Origin of the sequence: Actinoplanes sp. NPDC051851, assembly GCF_040681165.1 — a bacterium.
Taxonomy (GTDB): Bacteria; Actinomycetota; Actinomycetes; order Mycobacteriales; family Micromonosporaceae; genus Actinoplanes.
Map to the genome: position 1 here is coordinate 27,080 of NZ_JBFAYF010000017.1, position 19,458 is coordinate 46,537.

Genomic DNA, 19,458 nt, shown 5'->3' on the forward strand with positions numbered 1-19,458 from the left:
GGGGTCTAGCCCGTCGTGACCAGGGAGCCTGTATGTCCCTCGATAGCCACACACCGGCAAGACACGGCCACACCCGCTGGCGCCGCTTCGGCGTCACGATGCTGACCGGTCTCGCCGTTACCACCGGCCTGATCCTGCTCACCGGCAAGGGCGTTCTGGCCGCTTCGTTCTCCATCTCCGGCATGCCGTTCATCATCACCTCGCCCAAGCTGACCGGTACCGGCTTCGAGCAGTACGCCGAGCTCGACAGCATGGCCCCGAACAGCCCGAACGAGGGTGACACCGGCGGCCAGGTGATCGTCATCGTCTCGGCGATCAACAAGGGTGAACTCGCGGGTCTGTGCCAGAGCATCGAGCTCGGCGGCATGTACCTGAAGATCACCGCGGGCAGCGCCAGCGACCCGGTCAAGGCCGAGAAGCTGATCGTCGACTCCGACCTGATCACCGGTAACGCCGACTTCACCAACATCGAGATCGGCAACGACGCCAGCACGCTCGACAAGGTGCCGGGCGCCAAGGGCAACATCGGCGTCTTCGGCCAGCAGGCGGACACGGTGACCATCACCAACCTGCGGCAGAACAACTACGCCACCACCGCCGCGGTGTTCCACCTGCCCAACCTCAAGATGTCGTTCAGCTCGACGGGCTGCTGACGATGACGGACACGACCGGGGGCGGGTTCCACCGCGAGCCTGAGAAGCGCAGAGTCTGGCGGGACTGGCGGCGCAGCCGCCCCTTCTGGGGTGGCCTGCTGGTGCTGCTCTCCGGCCTGGAGATCATGCTCACCGTGTGGGCGCCGCTCCCGGTCGTGCTGCACGTCGGCATGCAGAACATGTCCGGGTACGTGGTACCCGTCGTGATCATGCTCTGTGGCCTGCTCCTCCTCTTCCATCCGGCGCAGCGGATCTTCTACTCGCTGGTCGCCATCCTCTTCGTGCTGGTCTCCTGGATGACCTCCAACCTCGGCGGCTTCCTGTTCGGTCTGCTGATCGGCCTGGTCGGCGGGGCGCTCGCCTTCTCGTGGACGCAGGACGTGCCGGCTTCGAAGGATCAAGATCAGCATAGCGTTGCGTGATACTGCGAAAGGTATCTACCCGGATCGATCTAACAGCTGTTAACGTCCCCGTTTAAGACAGTGACAACCGTCATTGACTTTGTGCCGTTCGGGGGGACGGCTCCGTTCCGCATCTGATCGAGAGGGACCAGGGACGTGAGATTCCAGCGATTCGGGGCGCGCGCATTCGCGGGCACCGCCACCGCCGCACTGGCCATGACCATGATCATCGGAGTGGGTACCCAGGCCTTCGCCGCACCCGCCCTCGGCGAGGTCCGCCTCGCCGACTCCGCGACCGCGGTTCCGGGCAGCTACATCGTCATCCTCAAGGACGGCACGGTGAGCACCGTCGGAACCCGGGCGAACCGGCTCGCCGCCAAGTACAGCGGTGCCGTCGACTCGGTGTACACCTCCGCGGTGAAGGGCTTCGCCGCGAGCATGTCCGCCACCGCCGCGAAGCGTCTCGCCGCCGACCCGGCCGTCGCGTACGTCGAGCAGAACCAGGTCATCTCGATCGGCGCCACGCAGAGCGGCGCCACCTGGGGCATCGACCGGATCGACCAGGCCGCCCTCCCGCTCAGTGGCACCTACACGTACCCGAGCACCGCGTCGGGCGTGCACGCGTACATCATCGACACCGGCATCCTGACCACGCACACCGACTTCGGCGGGCGTGCGGTCAGCGGTTACGACTTCGTCGACGGCGACAGCAACGCCACCGACTGCAATGGGCACGGCACGCACGTCGCCGGCACCGTGGGCGGCACGACCTACGGTGTCGCCAAGGCCGTCCAGCTCGTCGCGGTCCGGGTGCTCAACTGCTCCGGCAGTGGCACGACCGCCGGTGTCGTCAACGGCATCAACTGGGTGACCAGCAACGCGATCAAGCCGGCCGTGGCGAACATGAGCCTCGGCGGCTCGGCCAGCACCACGCTGGACACCGCAGTCAGCAACTCGATCGCGGCGGGCATCACCTACGGCATCGCGGCCGGCAACAGCAGCGCCAACGCGTGCAACTACTCGCCGGCCCGGGTCACCACCGCCATCACGGTGGGTGCCACGACCAGCGCCGACGCGCGGGCGTCGTACTCGAACTACGGCAGCTGCCTGGACATCTTCGCGCCGGGTACCTCGATCACCTCGGACTGGTACTCCAGCACCTCGGCGACGAACACGATCAGCGGCACGTCGATGGCGACCCCGCACGTGGTGGGTGCCGCGGCACTCGTCCTGCAGGCGAACCCCTCGTACACACCGGCGCAGGTGGCCTCGTACCTGACCACCAACGCCACCAGCGGCGTCGTGACCAGCCCGGGCACCAGCTCCCCGAACAAGCTCCTCTTCGTGGTCAACTGACCCTGCGTCTCCGGCGTCACATTCCTGGCGCCACATCTCTGGCGTCGCATCTCTGGCACCACGTCTCCGGTCCGGGCCCGGCGGTTCTCCGCCGGGTCCGTTCCCTTTTTCTCGTACGGCCCGTGGCGTGCGGCCTTCCGCTCCCGGCCGTTCCGGAGTTTTGTGCCATTTCGTCCCTTTCGGGTTTCGGCGTGTCGTCGAACGAACGGCGGCGTGGCGGTGGCTTATGGTAGCCGGGCTTTGACGCCTCGTTACTCATGGTTCCGAAAGGACCGGTCCACCGATGTCCCGAACCAGCTCCACCACGACCCCGCCGGTCATCGTCACCGGCACCGGCCGCTGTGGTTCCACGATGGTCTCCGAAGTGCTCGCCCGGCACCCCGAGGTGCTCAGCGTCAGCGAGCTCTTCACCACGCTGCACGTCCCGCTGGTGCCCGGGCCGGTGAGCGGCGCCCGCTTCTGGGAACTGCTGTGCGGCATGGACCCCCGAATGGACGCGCTGGTCCGGCGCCGGGTGCCGGTCCGTGAGCGGCACTACCCGTTCGGCCGGGGACGCTTCCAGCCGGAGACCGGGGTGCCCGCGCTCTGTCTGCTGACCCTGCCGCACCTCACCGACGACCCGGACGCCCTCTACGACGAGCTCGCCGCCGAGGTGCCGCGATGGGCGGAGGCTCCGGTCGAGCTGCACTACCGGCGTCTCTTCGACCACCTCGCCCGCCTCTTCGGCCGCCGGGTGATCGTCGAGCGCAGCGGCGGCTCGGTGCGGATGCTCGACCGTCTGCTGCGGATCTTCCCGGGCGCCCGGGTGGTCCATCTGCACCGGGACGGCCCGGACACCGCGCTCTCGATGAGCCGGCACCCGGCCTTCGCGATCATGGCCCAGAACGCCGAGCTGCGGCGCCTGCTGCGCGGGGCCGACCCGTGGGAGACCGAGCCGGGCCCCGAGGACGTCGCCGGGCTCCCCGACGACCTGCTCGAGTTCCTGCCCAGCCGGTTCACCCCCGACGTGCTCGAGCGCACGGTGCCGCTCGCCCGGTACGGCCGCCTCTGGAGCATGCTGCTGCTCGAGGCGGAACCACAGTTCGCCGCGCTGCCCCCGGACCGCCTCCTCGCGATGGGCTACCGGGACCTGGTCGGCGATCCGGTGGGCCGGCTCACGGCGCTCGCCGCGTTCGCGGGCTTCGATCCGGACCCCGCCTGGCTCTCCGAGGCGGCCGCGACGATCCGCCCGGGGCGCACCGGCACCGCGGCGGAACTCCCCGCCCAGCAGCGGCGCGAGCTGCGGCGGGCCTGCCTGGTCGGCGAGATGGTGCTCACCCGTCTCGGTCACGCAGCGTAATTCTTCAAATATCACTATCCGTTGTAATTTTGCATAGGAAGGCGGAAGCATGGACTCCGCGTACGAGATTGTCGTGAACCACATGCAGGAGCACCTCGGCATCGACCCCGCGACGGTCACCCCCGAGACGACGCTGGAGGACCTGGAGCTCGATTCGCTCTCGATCCTCGAGCTGGCCCTGATCCTTCAGGACGAGACCGGGCTGAAGCGGCTCGACGACGGCGTGGTCAACTTCCAGACCACGGTCGGGCAGGTCGCCGCCGCCCTGGAGAAGGAGCGGGCCGCCGCTGCCGCATCCCCCTCGGCCGATTCCGCTTCCCCGGCTGATTCCGCCGCGCCCGGCTCGGCCACCCCCGGTTCGTCTCCGTTCGTGCCCTCGTCTGCCGGTCCCTCCCCGGCCGGCACCTCGTCTGCCGGCTCCTCCTCGGTCAGTCTCGCCTCGGCCGGGTCCTCGCCGGTCGAGGTCTCCTCAGTGGCGCCGTCTCCGGCCACGGCCGGGGTGCGGTGAGCGGGCGCGACGCGGTCGCGGTGACCGGGCTCGGCCTGGTCACCCCGGCCGGTGTGGGCGTGGAGGAGAGCTGGGCGGGGCTGTGCCGGGGTGTCTCCACCGCGGCGCCGGACCCGGAACTCGCCGGCACGCCGGTCACGTTCAGCTGCCGGGTACCGGGTTTCGACGGGGACGCCCTGCTCGGTGCCCGGCTCAGCCGCCGGATCGCCCCGTTCAGCCGGTTCGCGGTGGCCGCCACCAAACAGGCGGTCGCGGACGCCGGCCTCGACCCGGGAACCTGGGAGCCGGCCAGGGTGGCCGTGATCCTCGGGGTCGGGTCGGCCAGCATGGAGGGTTTCGAGGCGGGATTCGAGCACCTCCGCGCGGGCCGGGTGGAGGCACTGTCGCCGTACACCCTGCCCCGCAGCGTGCCGAACATGGCCGCGGCGGAGGCGGCGCTCGCGCTCGGTGCCCAGGGCCCCTGCTTCACGGTGAGCAGCGCGTGCGCGTCCGGGGCGCACGCCCTGGGTGTCGCGCGGGACCTGCTGCTCTCGGGCGCCTGCGACGTGGTGATCGCCGGTGGTGCGGAGTCCGGGCGTACCAGGATCAGCGCCGCCTGCTTCTGGAAGATCGGTGCGCTCTCCGGCCGCGGCGACCAGCCGGAGCTCGCCTCCCGCCCGTTCGACCTGGACCGGGACGGCTTCGTCCTCGGCGAGGGCGCCGGGGTGCTCGTCCTGGAACGGACCGCCGACGCCCGTGCTCGCCGGGCGCCGGTACGTGCCTACCTCGCCGGTTACGGCGCCTCGGCCGACGCCCACCACGTGACGGCCCCGCACCCGGAGGGCCGGGGCGCGGTCCAGGCGATCCGCACCGCGTTGACGGACGCCGGCCTCGCACCGTCCGAGATCGGCCACGTCAACGCCCACGCGACCAGCACCCCGATGAATGACGTCGTCGAGGCCCGCGCCCTGCGGGAGGTCTTCGGCCCGTCGGTCCCGCCGGTCACGGCGATCAAGGGCACGATCGGCCACGCGATGGGCGCGGCCGGCGCGATCGAGGCCGCGAGCGTGGTGCTCTCCCTCCAGCGCGCCCTCCTCCCACCCACGGCGAACCTGGACAAGCTCGACCCCGCCGTCGACCTCGACGTGGTCAGCACCCGTCCACGCCACCTCCGCCCCGCCCCGGCCGTCAGCACGTCCTTCGGGTTCGGCGGTCAGAACGCGGCGCTGCTCTTCACACCCGCCTGACCTCTCGCTCTCCCCGGCTGGGTGCTCGGGGGCGTCCCGCCCCGCTCGAAACGCTCCTGAGCACCCAGCCCCTGCCCACCGCGCCCCTCTCGCCCATCCGATCCATCTCGCCCACCGCGCCGGCGTCCCCCGTAACCGCTCGCCGGCGTCCGGCCCGTCCGTCCGGCGCTTCCGTGCGGTCGGCGCCGCTGCCTCGGCCGCGTCGTCACCCGCTCGCACCGCGTTCCCGGATGCCCCGGCCGGCGCTCCACCCGTTCGCTCTGTGCCGCTTCCTGCTTCGTCGCCGCTTCCTGCTTCGTCATGTGGTGAGCCAACCGCCCGGCGGCGGCCTGCGCGGTAACGCCAGGGTGAGTGTCGAAGGTGAACCCAGCACTACCGACACCGCCGTCGGCCGCCGATGGCGTTCCGCCCTGCGCATGACACACGCGGGCGGTGTTCCGCCGTGGCCTGATCCCGGAGCGGGCTCAGGCCACGGCCGGCGTGCCCCTGTCCACCCGGCGGTGGGCGTGGTGGGAGAGAAGGCCGAGGGGGTCAGTGCAGGCGAACGGGGAGAGCCGTGGGCTCGGGGATGAAGTGGTTGCGCCAGGTCGCGGGAGAGGTCGGGGTGAGGCTGGGAAAGCGCTGGTAGAGGTGGGTCAGGGCGATCAGGGCCTCCTGGCGGGCGAGGGTGGCGCCGAGGCAGTAATGGACGCCGTGGCCGAAGGTCAGAGGGCGGGGCTCGGTGGAGCGGCGGCCGGGGCAGGCGGACTCGGGGTCGTCGTATACGCGAGGGTCACGGTTGGCGGCGGCCACGGCGGGGACCACCAGGGAACCCGCGGGGACCGGCATGCCCCAGAGCTCCATCTCCCGGGTGGCATAGCGGTGGCTGGCCATCGGGAACGGGGCGCAGAGGCGGATCAGCTCCTCGACCACCGCCTCCTGGGCGGGGGCGTCGGAGCCGGCCAGGGTCGCGGTCAGGGCCGGCTCGTCGGCCAGCAACATGACCGTGCGGGGCAGGAACATGGACATCGAGTGGGCGCCGGCGATCAGCAGCATCGTGAGTAGGGAGTTCAGCTCCACCATGGAGATGTCGCGCTGGCGGCGGGCCCGGGAGAGGACGCCGAGCAGGGTGTCGTCGCCGGCGTGCTCCCGGGCCAGGCGGAACCAGATGCCGGAGAGCCCGGCGTGCGCCTCGACGAGTTCGGGGCTGTTCGGGGCGGCGGTGGTGGTGAGGGTGTGCAGCAGAGGAAGGAGGACGGGAACCTGGGATTGCGGTATGCCGACGACGTCGGCGAGCACGCGCATCGGGAGAGGGCGGGCGAAGGAGGTGACCAGGTCGGTGTCGGCCGGGCCGGCGGCCATGGCGTCGAGCAGGTCGCGGGTGTGGTGTTCGATCAGGGCGGGCCACTGCTCGGCGGCGGCACGGGACCACCAGCCGGCGAGTAGACGGCGCATCCGGGAGTGGTCCTCCTGGTCGGTGCTGAGGAGCTGGCGACCGCTGACCCAGACGTCCTCCGGGCCGAGGCCGCGTTCGTCGGGGGTCAGCCGGGTGCGGTCCTTGCACAGGCGCGAGTCGGTGAAGATCCGGCGTGCCTCGTCGTACCTGGTGACCAGGAAGGCGGGAGGCATGCCGGGGATGGTCACCTGATGGACCGGTGCCGACTCCCGCAGGGGCGCCAACCAGCCACCGGGGTCCTGGAAGTAGTCGCGGGTTCCGAATACCTCTTCAATAGTCACCCGGACACTCTGCCAGAAGACGCCTAAAACGGACGAGTGCCGCTCCGGTCACCGCGCTCGCGCTCAGCCCTGCGCTCAGCCCTGCGCTCGGCTCGCGTTCGGTTCCGTGCCTGTCTCGCGTTCGGCTCCCGTCGCCCGGCCCGGGCTTGCCCTCGGTCCGCCCGCCGTCCCGCCCGCGCTCGCGATGGGTCCGGCCTGCCGCTGCCCCAGCGGCAGGCGCTCCGCCCGGCCCGCGCTCGCGATGGGCGGCCATGTCGGCGCCGGGTCGCGTCCGTGGCAAGCCGTGGGCGCTCCGGGTCGTGGGCGGGCCGGGTCGAGGGTGCGTGGCGAGCCGCGAGCGCGGCGCCGGGGTGTAGGCGGGGCGGGGAGGAGGGGTGCGGAGAAGGGATGGCGAGGGCGGGTGCGGAGCGGAGCGGGTGGAGCGGTGTGGGTGGAGCGGTGTGGGTGGAGAGGGATCAGCTGGTCGTGGCTGAGTAGCTGTTGGTGACGAAGTCCAGGCCGCCGCTGGAGGATGTGATCTCGTAGCCGAACTGGATGGTGCTGAGGGTGACGTTGCTGTACCAGCCCTTGCTCTGGATCCACTTCATGATCGCCAGGATGTCGACCGTGCCGGAGCTGGTGTTGCTGGTGCGGACGAACGAGTAGACCGCGTTCGAGCCGTTGGAGCCGCTGTAGACGCTCCAGGTGTGGCCGCCGACCGTGGCGGTGGTCTGCAGGGTGCCGAGCGGGCCGACCGCGCCGGTCTTGTTCATCCAGAGCATGATCTCGTACGTGGTGCCGTTGGCCCAGATGTCGTACGCCGTGGTGTAGGCGCCACTCGACGGGACCGTCACGTTGAAACTGCTGGTCGCGGTCTTCAGGGAGCTGAGGGCGACGTTCACGCTCTTGCTGGCGTTCGGGTAGGACTTCACGCCGCTGGTGTTCGGGTGGTTGGCCCAGACGCCCCAGTTGCTGTACGAGTTCGCCCAGATGGTCTGCGCCCCGGCGCCGGAGCCCCAGATGTTGTTGTAGAGCGTGTACCCGCCGTTGGTCCAGGTGGCCCACTGGTCGGACGAGGACCAGGTGGCCGCGTGGGCGGCCTGCGGGGCGACGAACAGCAGCGCCGCGGCGAACAGGGTGGACAGCGCGATCCTGAGTCTGCGCATCGTGTGCGCCTCCTTCGAAGGGGGAACGGGCGCCGTGCCGGGCTGGGCTCGCCGGCGAGCCGTGTCGAAGCGCTTCGACTAAGGGGGATCGGCATCGGCGCTATTCGATGTGGAGATGACCCTCACCGTAGGGGCTCCGTCTCGGGGCTGCAACACCGGGATTGCCGCCGTGTTACGCGGATGCTCATTGACGGAGTTGGATCAGGTGACCTACGGTGCCGTGAGGAAAGCCCTTTCCCCCAGCTAGGGCCGGGAGGCCATGATGCGCCGTCGCACCTTCCTCGAACTCTCCGCCGCTCTCGGTACCGGCGCCGCGGTCGCCTGGTCCGGCCCCGCCGCGGCCGCCGGAACCGTTACCGCCGGAGGTGCCGGCGCCGGGACCGCTACTGGCGGAAGCGCCGATGCCGGGCTCGGTGGGTCTCACGGGCCCGGGCCCGGCGGGGAGCACGAACCCCGTCCGGATCTCGTCGTCGCGGCCGACGGGAGCGGGGACGTCGCCACCGTCCAGGCCGCCATCGACGCCGCGCCCTCCGGGAGGACCGAGCCGTACGTGATCGGGATCAGGCCGGGGACGTACCTCGGCCAGGTCGTCGTCCCCGCCGACAAGACGTGGATCGAGCTGCGTGGGCTCGGCCGGCAACCCGACGACGTGGTGGTCGCCGACGACCGGGCCAACGGGACGGTCAAGCCGGACGGCACCACCTGGGGGACCTCGGGCAGCGCCTCGGTCACGGTCAGCGGGGCCGGGTTCACGGCGAGCAACCTGACGCTGGCCAACCTGTTCGACGAGGCCGCGCATCCGGAGATCACCAACCAGCAGGCGGTCGCCATCCTCACCCGGGCGGACCAGCTGGTCTTCGACCGGGTGCGGTTCCTGGCGAACCAGGACACGCTCTACGTGAACAGCACCTCGGCGAGTGTGATCGCGCGGGCGTACTTCAAGGACTGCTACGTCGAGGGGGACGTCGACTTCATCTTCGGGCGCGGGACGGCGGCGTTCGACCGGTGCCGGATCCACTCGCTCAACCGGGGGAGCAGCCCGAACGGGTACGTGACCGCGCCGAGCACCGACATCGCGAACCCGCACGGGCTGCTGTTCAGCAGGTGCCGGTTCACCTCCGACGCGCCGGCGGGCACGGTCTACCTGGGACGTCCGTGGCACCCGAGTCAGGACCCGAACGCGATCGGCCAGGCGATCATCCGGGAGTCGTGGATCGGGACGCACATCGGCGCCGAGGGGTGGAGCGACTTCGGGACGTGGCCGTGGGAGGACGCCCGGCTTGCCGAATACCGCAACTTCGGGCCGGGTGCGCTGACCGGCGACGGCCGCCCTCGGCTCACCGACGAGGAGGCCGCCACCGCCACGGTCGCCGACTTCCTCCGCGGCTCCGACGGCTGGGCGCCCGACCTCGGCTGCTCGTCCCGCTGACCGCGCTCCCGCTCGAACGGCACGCCCGAACTCCACACGCCGGCCGTGAATCACGACGGTGCGGGGAGTTCGGGTACGCAGCGGCACCGAGGTTCACACCCGAAACGGAGCGGCGGGGCGGGGTGCCGGGGCGCAGAGGGCGGGACCGCTCGGTGCCGGGCGCGAGGGGGTGGGGGCTGGGAAGGAGGGGGTGAGGGCTGGGAAGGCGTTGACAAGGAATGTGTTTGTAACAAAACTATGGGCCGTTCCAGGGTGGGAGGGCCGAGATGGCGATCGTGATCGTGGGGGCGGGCATCGGGGGCCTGACCGCAGCGCTGAGCCTGCACGATGCGGGGTTCCGGGAGGTCAGGGTCTATGAGCGGGTGGATGAGATCCGGCCGCTCGGCGTCGGGATCAACCTGCTGCCGCACGCCGTACGGGAGCTGACCGAACTTGGACTCGGCGATCGGCTCGGTGAGCTCGGTGCGGCGCCCGGGACGCTCGCCTACTACAACCGGCACGGGCAGCAGATCTGGAGTGAGCCGCGCGGGCTCGCCGCTGGGTACCGGTGGCCTCAGCTCTCCGTGCACCGTGGGCGGCTCCAGATGGAGTTGCTCGCCGCGGTGCGGGACCGGCTCGGCACGGACAGTGTCATCACCGGTCACCGGCTGATCGAGGTGGAGCACGGCGCGGCCGCCGACATCGCGCGCTTCGCGACCGAGGGCGGCGCGGGCGGGACGGGCGGCGCGGGCGGGACGGGCAGTGTGGGCGGCGTGGTCGACGTCGTGGCGGAGCTGGTCGTCGGTGCGGACGGGATTCACTCCGTGCTGCGCAAGCAGCACCAGCCGGATCAGGGCGCGCCGATCTGGAACGGTCTGACGCTCTGGCGCGGGACGGCGCGGGTGCCCGGCTTCCTGGACGGCGCCACCATGATCATGGCGGGCGACGCGGAGCAGAAGTTCGTGGCGTACCCGATCGGGAACGGTCTTATCAACTTCATCGCGGAGCGCCGCACGGGAGCGGACGCGAACGCGGACTGGAACCGGGCGGTGCCGAAGCAGCCGATCGTGGACCTCTTCCGGGACTGGGACTTCGGCTGGCTGGACGTGCCGGGGCTGCTGGCCGCCGCCGACGAGATCCTGGAGTACCCGATGGTCGACCGGGATCCGATCGACACCTGGACGCACGGTCGCTCGACCCTGATCGGCGACGCCGCGCACCCGATGTACCCGAACGGGTCCAACGGCGCCTCGCAGGCGATCATCGACGCTCGCACGCTCGCCTTCCACCTCGGCTCCGCGCCGTCCTTCGCCTCCGCGCTTGCGGCGTACGAGTCGGAGCGGCGCCCGGCCACCACGGCTCTGGTGTCGAGCAACCGGAGGCAGGGCCCCGAGCAGGTGATGGTGCTCTGTCACGAGCGGGCCCCGGGCGGCTTCACGGACATCCACGACGTGATGACCCCGGAGGAGCTGACCGCGATCGCCACCGGCTACAAGAAGGCGGCCGGTTTCCACCCCGACGCGCTGAACAACCGGCCTTCACTGAGCGTGCCCCAAGGAGCGAGCGTGCCCCGATGAGCGAGCGTGCCCCGATGGACGAGCTCGACCCGGCGCGGCTCGCGGCGGTCATCTCGCCGTTGAGGCGGACTCTGCTCGGTGCCGCCCGCGCGGCCGAGCACCTGCCCGAGATCCCGGACGCGCAGATCGAGATCCTCCGGGCGCTGCCCCGCGGCGTGGTGAGCGCCCCCGGCGAGCTGGCCCGGCGTCTCGGCCTGGGCCGCTCCACGGTCAGCAACCTGCTCACCGTGATGGAGACGAGCGGCCTGATCGAGCGCCGCCCGGCACCCGGCGACCGCCGCCACGTGGAGGTGCTCGCCACCGCGACGGCGCTCGACCTCTTCGACCGGTTCGACCTGGCCAGCGGCGTCCTCGTCGCCCGGGCCGTCGCCGCGCTCGACATCGAGGACCGCGCCGCCCTGGCCGCGGCGGTCCCGGCGCTGGAGCGACTGCGAGAAGCCCTGCAGAAGGAGGACGCATGAGTGGGATGACGGCGCCGGCCGTACCGGGACTGGAAGCCGCCTTCGAGGTGGAGGTGGAGCTCGGCCCGCTGGAGGATCACGGGGTGACGCGCGCGGGGCACCGGCGCGTGGTGCCGATCGTGGGCGGGCGGGTCAGTGGGCTCTTCGAGGCGGCGGTGCTGCCGGGCGGCGCGGACTGGCAGGTGGTCCGGCCGGACGGGGCGATCGAGATCGACACCCGGTACTCGGCCTGTACCGAGCGGGGCGAGCACGTCTACATCACCACGTTCGGCGTCCGCAGTGGCCGGCCGGAGGTCCTCGAGGCGCTGCTGCGCGGGGACGCGGTGACCCCGGCCGAGTACTACTTCCGGCTGGGCGTACGGCTGGAGACCGCGGCGCCCCGGCTGGCCGGTCTGGAGCAGTCGATCTTCGTGGCGTCGGCGGTCCGGGAGGCGAACCGGGTGAGGTACACGGCGTACAAAGTCACCTGACGGGTGGTTCCGGCGCGTCGCCTATGCGACAAATCGCTACGAACGAGCGAGTTACGCATCCTATTTGTTAGCTTCTGACCGTATTTGAGCCGTGGTTGCTCGATGGCGACCACGCCGGTTTCCCCGGTGAGATGTCCGTATGAACCGGACAAAACCATGGGGAGGCCTCATGATCCGGAACACGAAGCGAATGGGTGCGATGGCCGCGACGGGCGTGCTGGCGATGCTGGCCGCGGGGGCGGGAGCGGCGCGGGCCGAGCCGGTGCCGCCACCGCTACGGCTGGTCGCGGCCGCCGGCGCAGTGACCGCCGAGCGCTACCTCGACGAGGGCGCCCACAGCGTCTACCTGGACCTGGGGATCAGCCTGATCGCCGGGAACCGCCCGCTGGAGATCCGGGCGCGGCGGACGTCCTACGAGAGCCCGATCGTCGCCGAGCAGGTGATCGGCGGCCGGCGGACGCGTCTGCCCGCCGGTACCGTCACCGACTTCGCCGGGCTGCGCGCGTTCACCACGGTGACCCTGACGAACGCCCGCACCGGGAAGGTGGCCCGGCGCTACCGGACCACGTTCTGCCCGAACTCCTACGAGTCGGTGCGGACCCGCCGCGACGCCCCGGCCCAGTCGCCCTACCCGCGGGGGTGCTCCGAGGGGAACCCGTTCCTGCTCGGCGCGGTCTGGGGGATCCAGGCCGGGTGGAACGCCGGGATCGACGCCGGCTCCGGCTTCGACCTGGCCCCGGGGAAGTACGTGGCCACGGTCGCCGTCAACCCGGCGTACACGAGACTCCTGAAGATCCCCGCGAAGAGCGCGACGGCCTCGGTGAGGGTGACCGTCGTGAACGTGGCGTCGGGGCCGCCGGAGGAGAGTGCCCTGGCGGCGGACGCCGGCGGCGGCCACGATCACGGTGAGGGCGACGAGGAGCGGCAGATCTCCGGGTGGCTGCCCGAGTTCCGTCCCCCGGCCCGCCGCCCGGAGGCCGCCACCGTCGCACCGGCGACCGGACCCCGTCCCGACCTGCGCTCGCTGCCCGCCTGGGGGATCTCGCTCTCCCGGAAGGGGCGCAAGAGCTATGTGAACTTCGGGGCCACGGTGTGGAACGCGGGCACCTCGCCGCTGCTGGTGGACGGCTTCCGGCGGACCCGTAGCGAGCTGATGGACGCCTACCAGTACTTCTACGACGCGCGTGGCCGGCAGGTGGGCTCGGCCGGTGCCGGGACGATGGAATGGGACGATCGGTTGGGTCACAAGCACTGGCACTTCACCGACTTCGCCCGGTACGAGCTGCTGAGGGCCGACAAGAAGCTCGCGGTGCGCAGCGGCAAGGAGGCGTTCTGCCTGGCCAACACCGACGCGGTGGACTACACGATGGCCGGTGCGAAGTGGCGCCCGGAGAACACCGACCTCTCCACGGCCTGCGGCGGCAACACCGCGGTGGCGGTCCGTGAGGTGCTGGACATCGGCAACGGCGACACCTACACGCAGGAGCGGCCGGGGCAGTCGTTCGACGTGACCGGGCTGCCGAACGGGACGTACTACATCCGGGTCCGCGCCAACCCGGCCGGGAAGCTCGCCGAGCTGAGCACCGCGAACAACACCTCGCTCCGCCGGATCGTGCTGGGCGGCACCCCGGCACGGCGGACCGTCACCGTTCCGAAGATCGGCGGAATCAAGGGCTGACCCATTGATGAGCAGATGCTCATATGAGCATTTCTGGAATTCACGGCGCGGCCGCTAAATTGCGAAGTCGACGAGAGGGGAGTGATCATTGGTTTCGGTCGACCAGGCACGCCGATCCGGCTTCGGCGTCGAGATTCTCGCGGCCATTCTGATCATTCTCGTGGCGGTCCGCGACCCGCTCGCCGGGCTCGTCTCCGGTGCCCGCCTGCAGACCTGGACCACGGTCTTCGTCTCGGTGCTGGTGCAGGCCGTCCCGTTCCTGGTCTTCGGGGTGGTGCTCTCGGCGGTGATCGCGGTCTTCGTGCCGCGGACGTTCTGGGCCCGCGTGCTGCCGTCGCATCCGGCACTCGCGGTGCCCGCCGCCGGCCTCGCCGGGGTGATCCTGCCGGGCTGCGAGTGCGGCAGCGTGCCGATCGCCGGGTCACTGATCCGGCGCGGGGTGACACCCGCCGCCGCGCTGGCGTTCCTGCTGGCCGCGCCGGCGATCAACCCGATCGTGCTGGCCGCGACCGCGGTCGCCTTCCCCGGGCAGCCGGAGATGGTGGCGGCCCGGGCGGCGGCGGGCCTGGTGGTGGCGGTGCTGATGGGCTGGCTCTGGCTGCGGATCGGGCGGCCCGAGTGGATCAGGCTGCCGCGTACGCACGACGACGGCGAGCCGCGGTGGCGGGCGTTCTGGTCGTCCTGCCGCCACGACATAGTGCACGCCGGTGGCTTCCTGGTCGTCGGCGCGGCCGCCGCGGCGACCATCAACGTGCTGGTCCCGGACGCGTGGCTGCAGCGGCTGGCCGGCCACCCGGTGCTCGGCGTGCTGGCCCTGGCGGTGCTCGCGGTGCTGCTCTCGATCTGCAGCGAGGCGGACGCGTTCGTGGCCGCCTCGCTCTCGCCGTTCTCGCTCACCGCCCGGCTGGTCTTCCTGGTGGTGGGCCCGACGGTCGACCTCAAGCTGATCGCGATGCAGGCCGGGGTCTTCGGGCGGCGGTTCATGGTCCGGTTCGCGCCGGTCACGTTCGTGGCCGCGGTCGTGGTGGGAGTCGGGTTCGGGGCGGTGCTCCGGTGAACCGCCAGGCGCAGGGGGTCGTGCTGCTGCTCCTCGGCGGTGCGGTGGTCAAGGCGTGGTGGTCGGATCTGTTCCTGCGCTACGTGAAGCCGGGACTCGGGCCGTTCCTGCTGGTCGCGGGCGTGATCCTGATCGCGGTCGGCGTGCTGACGCTGGTCGCGAAGGAGAGCGGCCACCACCACGAACCCTGGGTCGGCTGGCTCCTGCTGCTGCCGGTGATCGGGTTGCTGCTGGTGGCGCCGCCCGCGCTCGGGGCGTACACGGCGGACCGGTCGGGGGCGATCGCGGTGGTGCCGGACTCGGACTACCCGACGCTGCCGGCCGGTGACCCGGTGGCGGTCGGGCTGCTCGACTACTCGTCACGGGCGATCTACGACGACGGGCGGAGCCTGACCGGGCGGCAGCTGCGGCTGGCCGGGTTCCTCACGCCGGGGGAGGACGGCGGCGTGATGCTCGCCCGGATCGTGATGACCTGCTGCGCGGCGGACGGGCGCCCGATCAAAGTGGGGCTGACCGGGGCGCCGCCCTCCGGTACGTCCTGGGTCCGGGTCACCGGGGTCTACAGCCCGCGGCGCGGCAAGGACCCGGTGAGCGGCGCGGAGATCGCGTACGTCGAGGTGCAGAGCTGGGAGCCGATCGCGGAGCCGGAGCGGCCGTATGAACAGTAACCGGCTGAGCGGTAACCGGCTGAGTCTGGTGGTGGCGCTGCTGGCGGGCGGGGTGCTGCTCGCCTCCGAGATCCCGGCGGCGCCTGCCGTACCCGCGCAACCCATGTACGACATCTCAGATCTGCCGGACTTAAAGGTTGATCCTCTGCTCTTCATGGATAGATCAACGGCGGTGGGTGTCCTCGACGGCACCCGGCTGGTGATCGAGAGCGCGGGGAGCGAGAGGGAACTGCGCCGGGGCGGGCAGTTCGACAACCTCACCCGTGCCGGTGACGAACTGCTCTGGACCGAGAGCCGGGGCGAGGCGCTCACCGTCTGGGCGGCGAACCTGGCCACCGGTGCCGCACCCCGGCAGCTCACCGCGGACACCGGCAACGCGATCTTCTCCGGCAACCAGTACGACCTGGTCGTGGCGGACGGCCGGGTGCACTGGGCCGCCGCGCCGAACGACGGCGACGACGTCACCCAGATCCGCTCGGTGGCGCTGACCGGCGGCCCGGTCGAGACCGACGTGGAGCCCGGCCAGTGGTCGCTGACCGCCTGGCCCTGGATCACCGACGACGCGGGCGGCGCCGGGGCGGGCCGGCTGCGCAACCTCGACACCACCGAGACGATCGACGTGCCGACCAGCGGCGCCGAGTGGAGCACCTGCTCGCCGACCTGGTGCCGGGTGATGGTGATGTCGGCGGCACAGGACCTGGCCCGGATCGACCTGATGCACCCGGACGGCTCCGGGCGCCGCCGGATCGCCGGGCCCACCGCGCGGGCCGGGGTCGACGACGTGGCGGTGCTGGACCGGTTCGAGATCCTCGCCGAGCCCGGCCCGCACTCCGACGTCACCGGTACGGCGGCCCTGGTGCTCTTCGATCTGCGGACCGGCCGGACCGGCACCGTGGACCCGGCCGCCGGCTCGGTCTTCACCCACGACGGGATGCTCTGGTGGCAGTCCGCGTCGACCTGGCACACGCTGGATCTGCGGACGGTGAATGGTTGAGTGAACCGTTCCGGCCTGGCGATCGAATGTGATCTCGGTTAGGTTGAATGGCACCGGCACAATGGGGACGGCCGATGTTGTACATGACACCGAGAATAGACTCGGCAATGCAATCCATCCTGGGCGAGCGCGACCTTCTCAACGACCTTCTCACCGGCCTGGGATCGCCGGTCGCCGTGGTTCTGCCGCAGTCGGTCGCCGCCAATGTCGCGGCATTCCGGGCGACGTACGCGGCGCATCACCTGAGCGGCCGGATCTACTACGCGCACAAGGCGAACCGCTCGTCGGCGCTGCTCCGCGAGCTGGCCGCGACCGAGGCCGGGGTGGACGTGGCCTCGCTCGGCGAGCTGCAGCACGCGCTCGGCGCCGGCTTCACCCCGGACCGGATCATCGCGACCGGGCCGAAGCCGCGCGAACTCCTCTGGCTGGCGGCCCGGACCGGGGTGCTGGTCAACGCCGACTCGGCCGCCGAGCTGCACGAGCTGGCCGGGATCGTCGGGGCGTACCGCCTGCCCCGGGTACGCGTGATGATCCGGCTCTCCGGGTTCACCTCGACCGGCGTACGGGTGCTCAGCCGCCGATCCCGGTTCGGTATCCCGGCCGGCGAGCTGCCCGAGGTGCTCGACCTGCTGGAGAAGCACGCCGACCGGCTGGAACCGGCCGGGGTGGCGTACCACCTGGACACCACCGGGCTGCCGGAGAAGGCGATCGCGCTGGAGGGCTGCCTCGCCGCGCTGGACGAGTGCCGGGCCCGCGGGCTGCGGCCGTGGTCGCTCGACATCGGCGGCGGGTTCGGGGCGAGCTACCTCGCCGACCCGGCCGAGTGGGAGGCCTGGACGTCCGCGCTGGCCCAGTCCGTGCTCGGGCACCGGCCGCCGCTGACCTGGCACGGCCACGGGTACGGCCTGCGCGCCGAGGGCGGCACGCTGCGCGGCAACCTGGCGCTCTATCCCGGCCACCGTCCGGTCGCCGGGCCCGCCTACCTCGACCGGCTGCTCGCGACCGTCTCGCCCGAGCATCACCGTCCGCTCGGGTCGCTGATCCTGGACCACATGTACGACCTGGACATCGAGCCCGGTCGCGCGCTGCTCGACCAGTGCGGGCTGATCGTCTGCCGGGTCCTCGAGGTCCGCGACGAGCTGGTCCGGCTCGACCTCAACGCCCGGGACGTGAGCCTGGAGGAGCACGGGGTGCAGATGGATCCCGTGCTGGTGTCGTACGGGAGAAGGGATCCCTGGAACGAGGGCGTCTATCTGCTCGGGAACCTCTGTCTCGAGGCCGACCTGATCACCCGGCGCAAGGTGTTCCTGCCGCACCGGCCCCGCCCCGGCGACCTGCTGGTCTTCGTCAACACCGCGGGCTACTTCATGGACTTCAGCGCGACCGAGGCGCTGCACCAGCCCTTCGCGCGCAAGGTCGCGGCGTTCCGGGACGGCGGGCGCTGGCGCTGGTGCCTGGACGAGCAGTACTGGCCCGTGCACCCGAGTTTGGAGGCGCCGTGAGAATCGACGACATCACCGGGGCGATCGGCGACACGCCGCTGGTCCGCATCGATCCCGCCGTGCACGGGCTGGTCAACGTCGACCTCTACGCCAAGCTGGAGATGATGAACCCGTTCGGCTCGGTGAAGGACCGCGCCGCGTGGAGCATGATCCGGCCGCTGTTGGAGAAGGCATCGGAACGGACCGTCGTCGAGCTCTCCAGCGGGAACACCGCCAAGGCGCTCGCGCTGATCGCCGGGATGCACGGGCTGCCGTTCAAGAGCGTCACCAACCGGATGCGGGTGCCCGAGGTCAAGGACCTCCTGCTGCTGCTCGGCGCCGAGATCGACGAACTGCCCGGTCAGTCCGAGTGCCTCGACCCGGCCGACGTCGACGATCCGCTGACCCAGATGCACCGGCGGCTCGCCGAGGACGGCACCGGCTATCTGCACACCGACCAGTACTTCAACGAGCTCAACATCGAGGCGCACGTCAACGGCACCGGTCCGGAGATCATCAAGGACCTGGACGGGGACGCGCCGGACTACTTCATCGCCTGCGTCGGCACCGCCGGCTCGTCCACCGGGGTGGCCCGGGTGCTGCGCCGGCACCATCCGGACACCCGGGTGGTCGGCCTGGTGGCGGCGAAGAGTGACTACATCCCCGGCATCCGGACCATCGACGAGGTGCACCAGGTCGGGCTCTTCGACCCGGGCGTCTACGACACCATGGCGTCGATCACCGCGGACGAGGCGATCGAGGGGCTGCTCACCCTGGTGCGCCGGTGCGGCATCCTCAGCGGTCCCACCGGCGGCGGAGCGTTCCACGGCGCACTGCGATTCCTGCGTACGATCGACAGCGGCCTGACCGAGCGGAAGACGGCGGTCTTCATCGTCTGCGACCGTGTCGAGAGCTACCTCACCTACCTGCGGGAACGCCGCCCCGACCTGTTCGGGCGGCCACCGCGGCGCAACTCGGTGCGCACCCTCACCGCCACCGAGGTGGCCGGCGCTCCCCGGCTCGGCGTCCAGCAGGCCCGCTCCTTCGACGGCCTGGTGATCGATCTGCGCAGCCCGTACGCGTACCAGGCGCTCCACCTGGCCGGCTCGGTCAACATCACGGAGGACGCGTTCGCCGGCATGCTCACCGCGGGCCTGCCGTTCGGCCGCCGCCAGCGGGTGCTGCTGGTCTGCCCGGTCGGTGAGCAGTCCGCGAAGTACGCCGCGCTGCTCACCCGGATGGGCCACCCCGGGGTCTACTCCCTCGACGGCGGGATCATCGCGTGGCGGGACGCCGGCGGCGAGCTGGTCCGGGACTGAG

18 protein-coding genes are annotated in these 19,458 nt (G+C 71.2%); 16 read left to right on the plus strand and 2 right to left on the minus strand.

Going from position 1 to position 19,458, the window contains the following annotated elements; all coding sequences use genetic code 11:
* The first annotated feature begins 32 nt into the window (after positions 1-32).
* The 6 genes from AB0M08_RS18285 (at position 33) to AB0M08_RS18310 (ending at position 5,483) form a co-directional block, all read left to right on the plus strand.
* Entirely contained in the window at positions 33-653 is a 621-nt protein-coding gene (locus AB0M08_RS18285; protein WP_364494162.1) for a DUF6230 family protein, read from the plus strand.
* A gap of 2 nt (positions 654-655) precedes the next feature.
* Positions 656-1,075, plus strand: coding sequence for a DUF6114 domain-containing protein (locus AB0M08_RS18290; protein WP_364494165.1), 420 nt, complete (start codon positions 656-658; stop codon positions 1,073-1,075).
* A 195-nt stretch (positions 1,076-1,270) separates the two neighbouring features.
* Complete coding sequence (locus AB0M08_RS18295) at positions 1,271-2,410, plus strand: S8 family peptidase (protein ID WP_364494470.1); 1,140 nt, start codon at positions 1,271-1,273, stop codon at positions 2,408-2,410.
* Between the two features lie 283 nt (positions 2,411-2,693).
* On the plus strand, positions 2,694-3,749 hold the full coding sequence (locus tag AB0M08_RS18300) for a sulfotransferase (RefSeq protein WP_364494168.1): 1,056 nt from the start codon (positions 2,694-2,696) through the stop codon (positions 3,747-3,749).
* Between the two features lie 49 nt (positions 3,750-3,798).
* Complete coding sequence (locus tag AB0M08_RS18305) at positions 3,799-4,257, plus strand: acyl carrier protein (protein ID WP_364494171.1); 459 nt, start codon at positions 3,799-3,801, stop codon at positions 4,255-4,257.
* Positions 4,254-5,483, plus strand: a complete 1,230-nt coding sequence (locus AB0M08_RS18310; RefSeq protein WP_364494174.1) for a beta-ketoacyl-[acyl-carrier-protein] synthase family protein — start codon at positions 4,254-4,256, stop codon at positions 5,481-5,483. The genes AB0M08_RS18305 and AB0M08_RS18310 overlap by 4 nt, the downstream gene beginning before the upstream one ends.
* Positions 5,484-6,014: 531 nt before the next feature.
* Here the strand turns inward: AB0M08_RS18310 and AB0M08_RS18315 are convergent.
* Complete coding sequence (locus AB0M08_RS18315; protein WP_364494177.1) at positions 6,015-7,199, minus strand: cytochrome P450; 1,185 nt, start codon at positions 7,197-7,199, stop codon at positions 6,015-6,017.
* A 455-nt stretch (positions 7,200-7,654) separates the two neighbouring features.
* Entirely contained in the window at positions 7,655-8,344 is a 690-nt protein-coding gene (locus AB0M08_RS18320; protein ID WP_364494180.1) for a hypothetical protein, read from the minus strand.
* Between the two features lie 262 nt (positions 8,345-8,606).
* Here AB0M08_RS18320 and AB0M08_RS18325 point away from each other — a divergent pair, with 262 nt between their 5' ends.
* The 10 genes from AB0M08_RS18325 to AB0M08_RS18370 all read left to right on the plus strand — a co-directional run bounded on the left by AB0M08_RS18325 (position 8,607) and on the right by AB0M08_RS18370 (position 19,457).
* Positions 8,607-9,773, plus strand: a complete 1,167-nt coding sequence (locus AB0M08_RS18325; RefSeq protein ID WP_364494183.1) for a pectinesterase family protein — start codon at positions 8,607-8,609, stop codon at positions 9,771-9,773.
* A 266-nt stretch (positions 9,774-10,039) separates the two neighbouring features.
* Positions 10,040-11,329 carry a flavin-dependent oxidoreductase gene (locus AB0M08_RS18330; protein ID WP_364494186.1) on the plus strand — a complete coding sequence of 430 codons (1,290 nt, stop codon included), beginning with the start codon at positions 10,040-10,042 and terminating at the stop codon, positions 11,327-11,329.
* Positions 11,326-11,790 (plus strand): helix-turn-helix domain-containing protein, encoded by a 465-nt coding sequence (locus tag AB0M08_RS18335; RefSeq protein WP_364494189.1) that lies wholly within the window; start codon positions 11,326-11,328, stop codon positions 11,788-11,790. Before AB0M08_RS18330 ends, AB0M08_RS18335 begins: the two co-directional genes overlap by 4 nt.
* The gene (locus tag AB0M08_RS18340; RefSeq protein WP_364494192.1) at positions 11,787-12,260 is read left to right on the plus strand and encodes a DUF3237 domain-containing protein; all 474 of its coding nucleotides are present in this window, start codon (positions 11,787-11,789) and stop codon (positions 12,258-12,260) included. Before AB0M08_RS18335 ends, AB0M08_RS18340 begins: the two co-directional genes overlap by 4 nt.
* A 169-nt stretch (positions 12,261-12,429) precedes the next feature.
* A complete protein-coding gene (locus AB0M08_RS18345; RefSeq protein WP_364494194.1) occupies positions 12,430-13,938 on the plus strand; it encodes a lysyl oxidase family protein in 1,509 nt (502 codons plus the stop codon).
* A gap of 88 nt (positions 13,939-14,026) precedes the next feature.
* On the plus strand, positions 14,027-14,995 hold the full coding sequence (locus tag AB0M08_RS18350) for a permease (RefSeq protein ID WP_364494197.1): 969 nt from the start codon (positions 14,027-14,029) through the stop codon (positions 14,993-14,995).
* Positions 14,992-15,663 carry a TIGR03943 family protein gene (locus tag AB0M08_RS18355; RefSeq protein WP_364494200.1) on the plus strand — a complete coding sequence of 224 codons (672 nt, stop codon included), beginning with the start codon at positions 14,992-14,994 and terminating at the stop codon, positions 15,661-15,663. The genes AB0M08_RS18350 and AB0M08_RS18355 overlap by 4 nt, the downstream gene beginning before the upstream one ends.
* Positions 15,653-16,657: a hypothetical protein gene (locus AB0M08_RS18360; protein ID WP_364494203.1), complete on the plus strand. Its 1,005-nt coding sequence runs from the start codon at positions 15,653-15,655 to the stop codon at positions 16,655-16,657. The genes AB0M08_RS18355 and AB0M08_RS18360 overlap by 11 nt, the downstream gene beginning before the upstream one ends.
* 107 nt (positions 16,658-16,764) lie before the next feature.
* On the plus strand, positions 16,765-18,159 hold the full coding sequence (locus AB0M08_RS18365) for a Y4yA family PLP-dependent enzyme (protein WP_364494206.1): 1,395 nt from the start codon (positions 16,765-16,767) through the stop codon (positions 18,157-18,159).
* Positions 18,156-19,457: a pyridoxal-phosphate dependent enzyme gene (locus tag AB0M08_RS18370; RefSeq protein ID WP_364494208.1), complete on the plus strand. Its 1,302-nt coding sequence runs from the start codon at positions 18,156-18,158 to the stop codon at positions 19,455-19,457. The genes AB0M08_RS18365 and AB0M08_RS18370 overlap by 4 nt, the downstream gene beginning before the upstream one ends.
* The last annotated feature ends 1 nt before the right edge of the window (position 19,458 follow it).

What these genes read in the sequence shown, in the direction of transcription:
- AB0M08_RS18285 (WP_364494162.1), top strand. Translation starts at nt 33, where the DNA reads ATGTCCCTCGATAGCCACACACCGGCAAGACACGGCCACACCCGCTGG.
- AB0M08_RS18290 (WP_364494165.1), top strand. Translation starts at nt 656, where the DNA reads ATGACGGACACGACCGGGGGCGGGTTCCACCGCGAGCCTGAGAAGCGC.
- AB0M08_RS18295 (WP_364494470.1), top strand. Translation starts at nt 1,271, where the DNA reads ATGACCATGATCATCGGAGTGGGTACCCAGGCCTTCGCCGCACCCGCC.
- AB0M08_RS18300 (WP_364494168.1), top strand. Translation starts at nt 2,694, where the DNA reads ATGTCCCGAACCAGCTCCACCACGACCCCGCCGGTCATCGTCACCGGC.
- AB0M08_RS18305 (WP_364494171.1), top strand. Translation starts at nt 3,799, where the DNA reads ATGGACTCCGCGTACGAGATTGTCGTGAACCACATGCAGGAGCACCTC.
- AB0M08_RS18320 (WP_364494180.1), bottom strand. Translation starts at nt 8,344, where the DNA reads ATGCGCAGACTCAGGATCGCGCTGTCCACCCTGTTCGCCGCGGCGCTG.
- AB0M08_RS18325 (WP_364494183.1), top strand. Translation starts at nt 8,607, where the DNA reads ATGCGCCGTCGCACCTTCCTCGAACTCTCCGCCGCTCTCGGTACCGGC.
- AB0M08_RS18330 (WP_364494186.1), top strand. Translation starts at nt 10,040, where the DNA reads ATGGCGATCGTGATCGTGGGGGCGGGCATCGGGGGCCTGACCGCAGCG.
- AB0M08_RS18335 (WP_364494189.1), top strand. Translation starts at nt 11,326, where the DNA reads ATGAGCGAGCGTGCCCCGATGGACGAGCTCGACCCGGCGCGGCTCGCG.
- AB0M08_RS18340 (WP_364494192.1), top strand. Translation starts at nt 11,787, where the DNA reads ATGAGTGGGATGACGGCGCCGGCCGTACCGGGACTGGAAGCCGCCTTC.
- AB0M08_RS18345 (WP_364494194.1), top strand. Translation starts at nt 12,430, where the DNA reads ATGATCCGGAACACGAAGCGAATGGGTGCGATGGCCGCGACGGGCGTG.
- AB0M08_RS18360 (WP_364494203.1), top strand. Translation starts at nt 15,653, where the DNA reads ATGAACAGTAACCGGCTGAGCGGTAACCGGCTGAGTCTGGTGGTGGCG.
- AB0M08_RS18365 (WP_364494206.1), top strand. Translation starts at nt 16,765, where the DNA reads ATGCAATCCATCCTGGGCGAGCGCGACCTTCTCAACGACCTTCTCACC.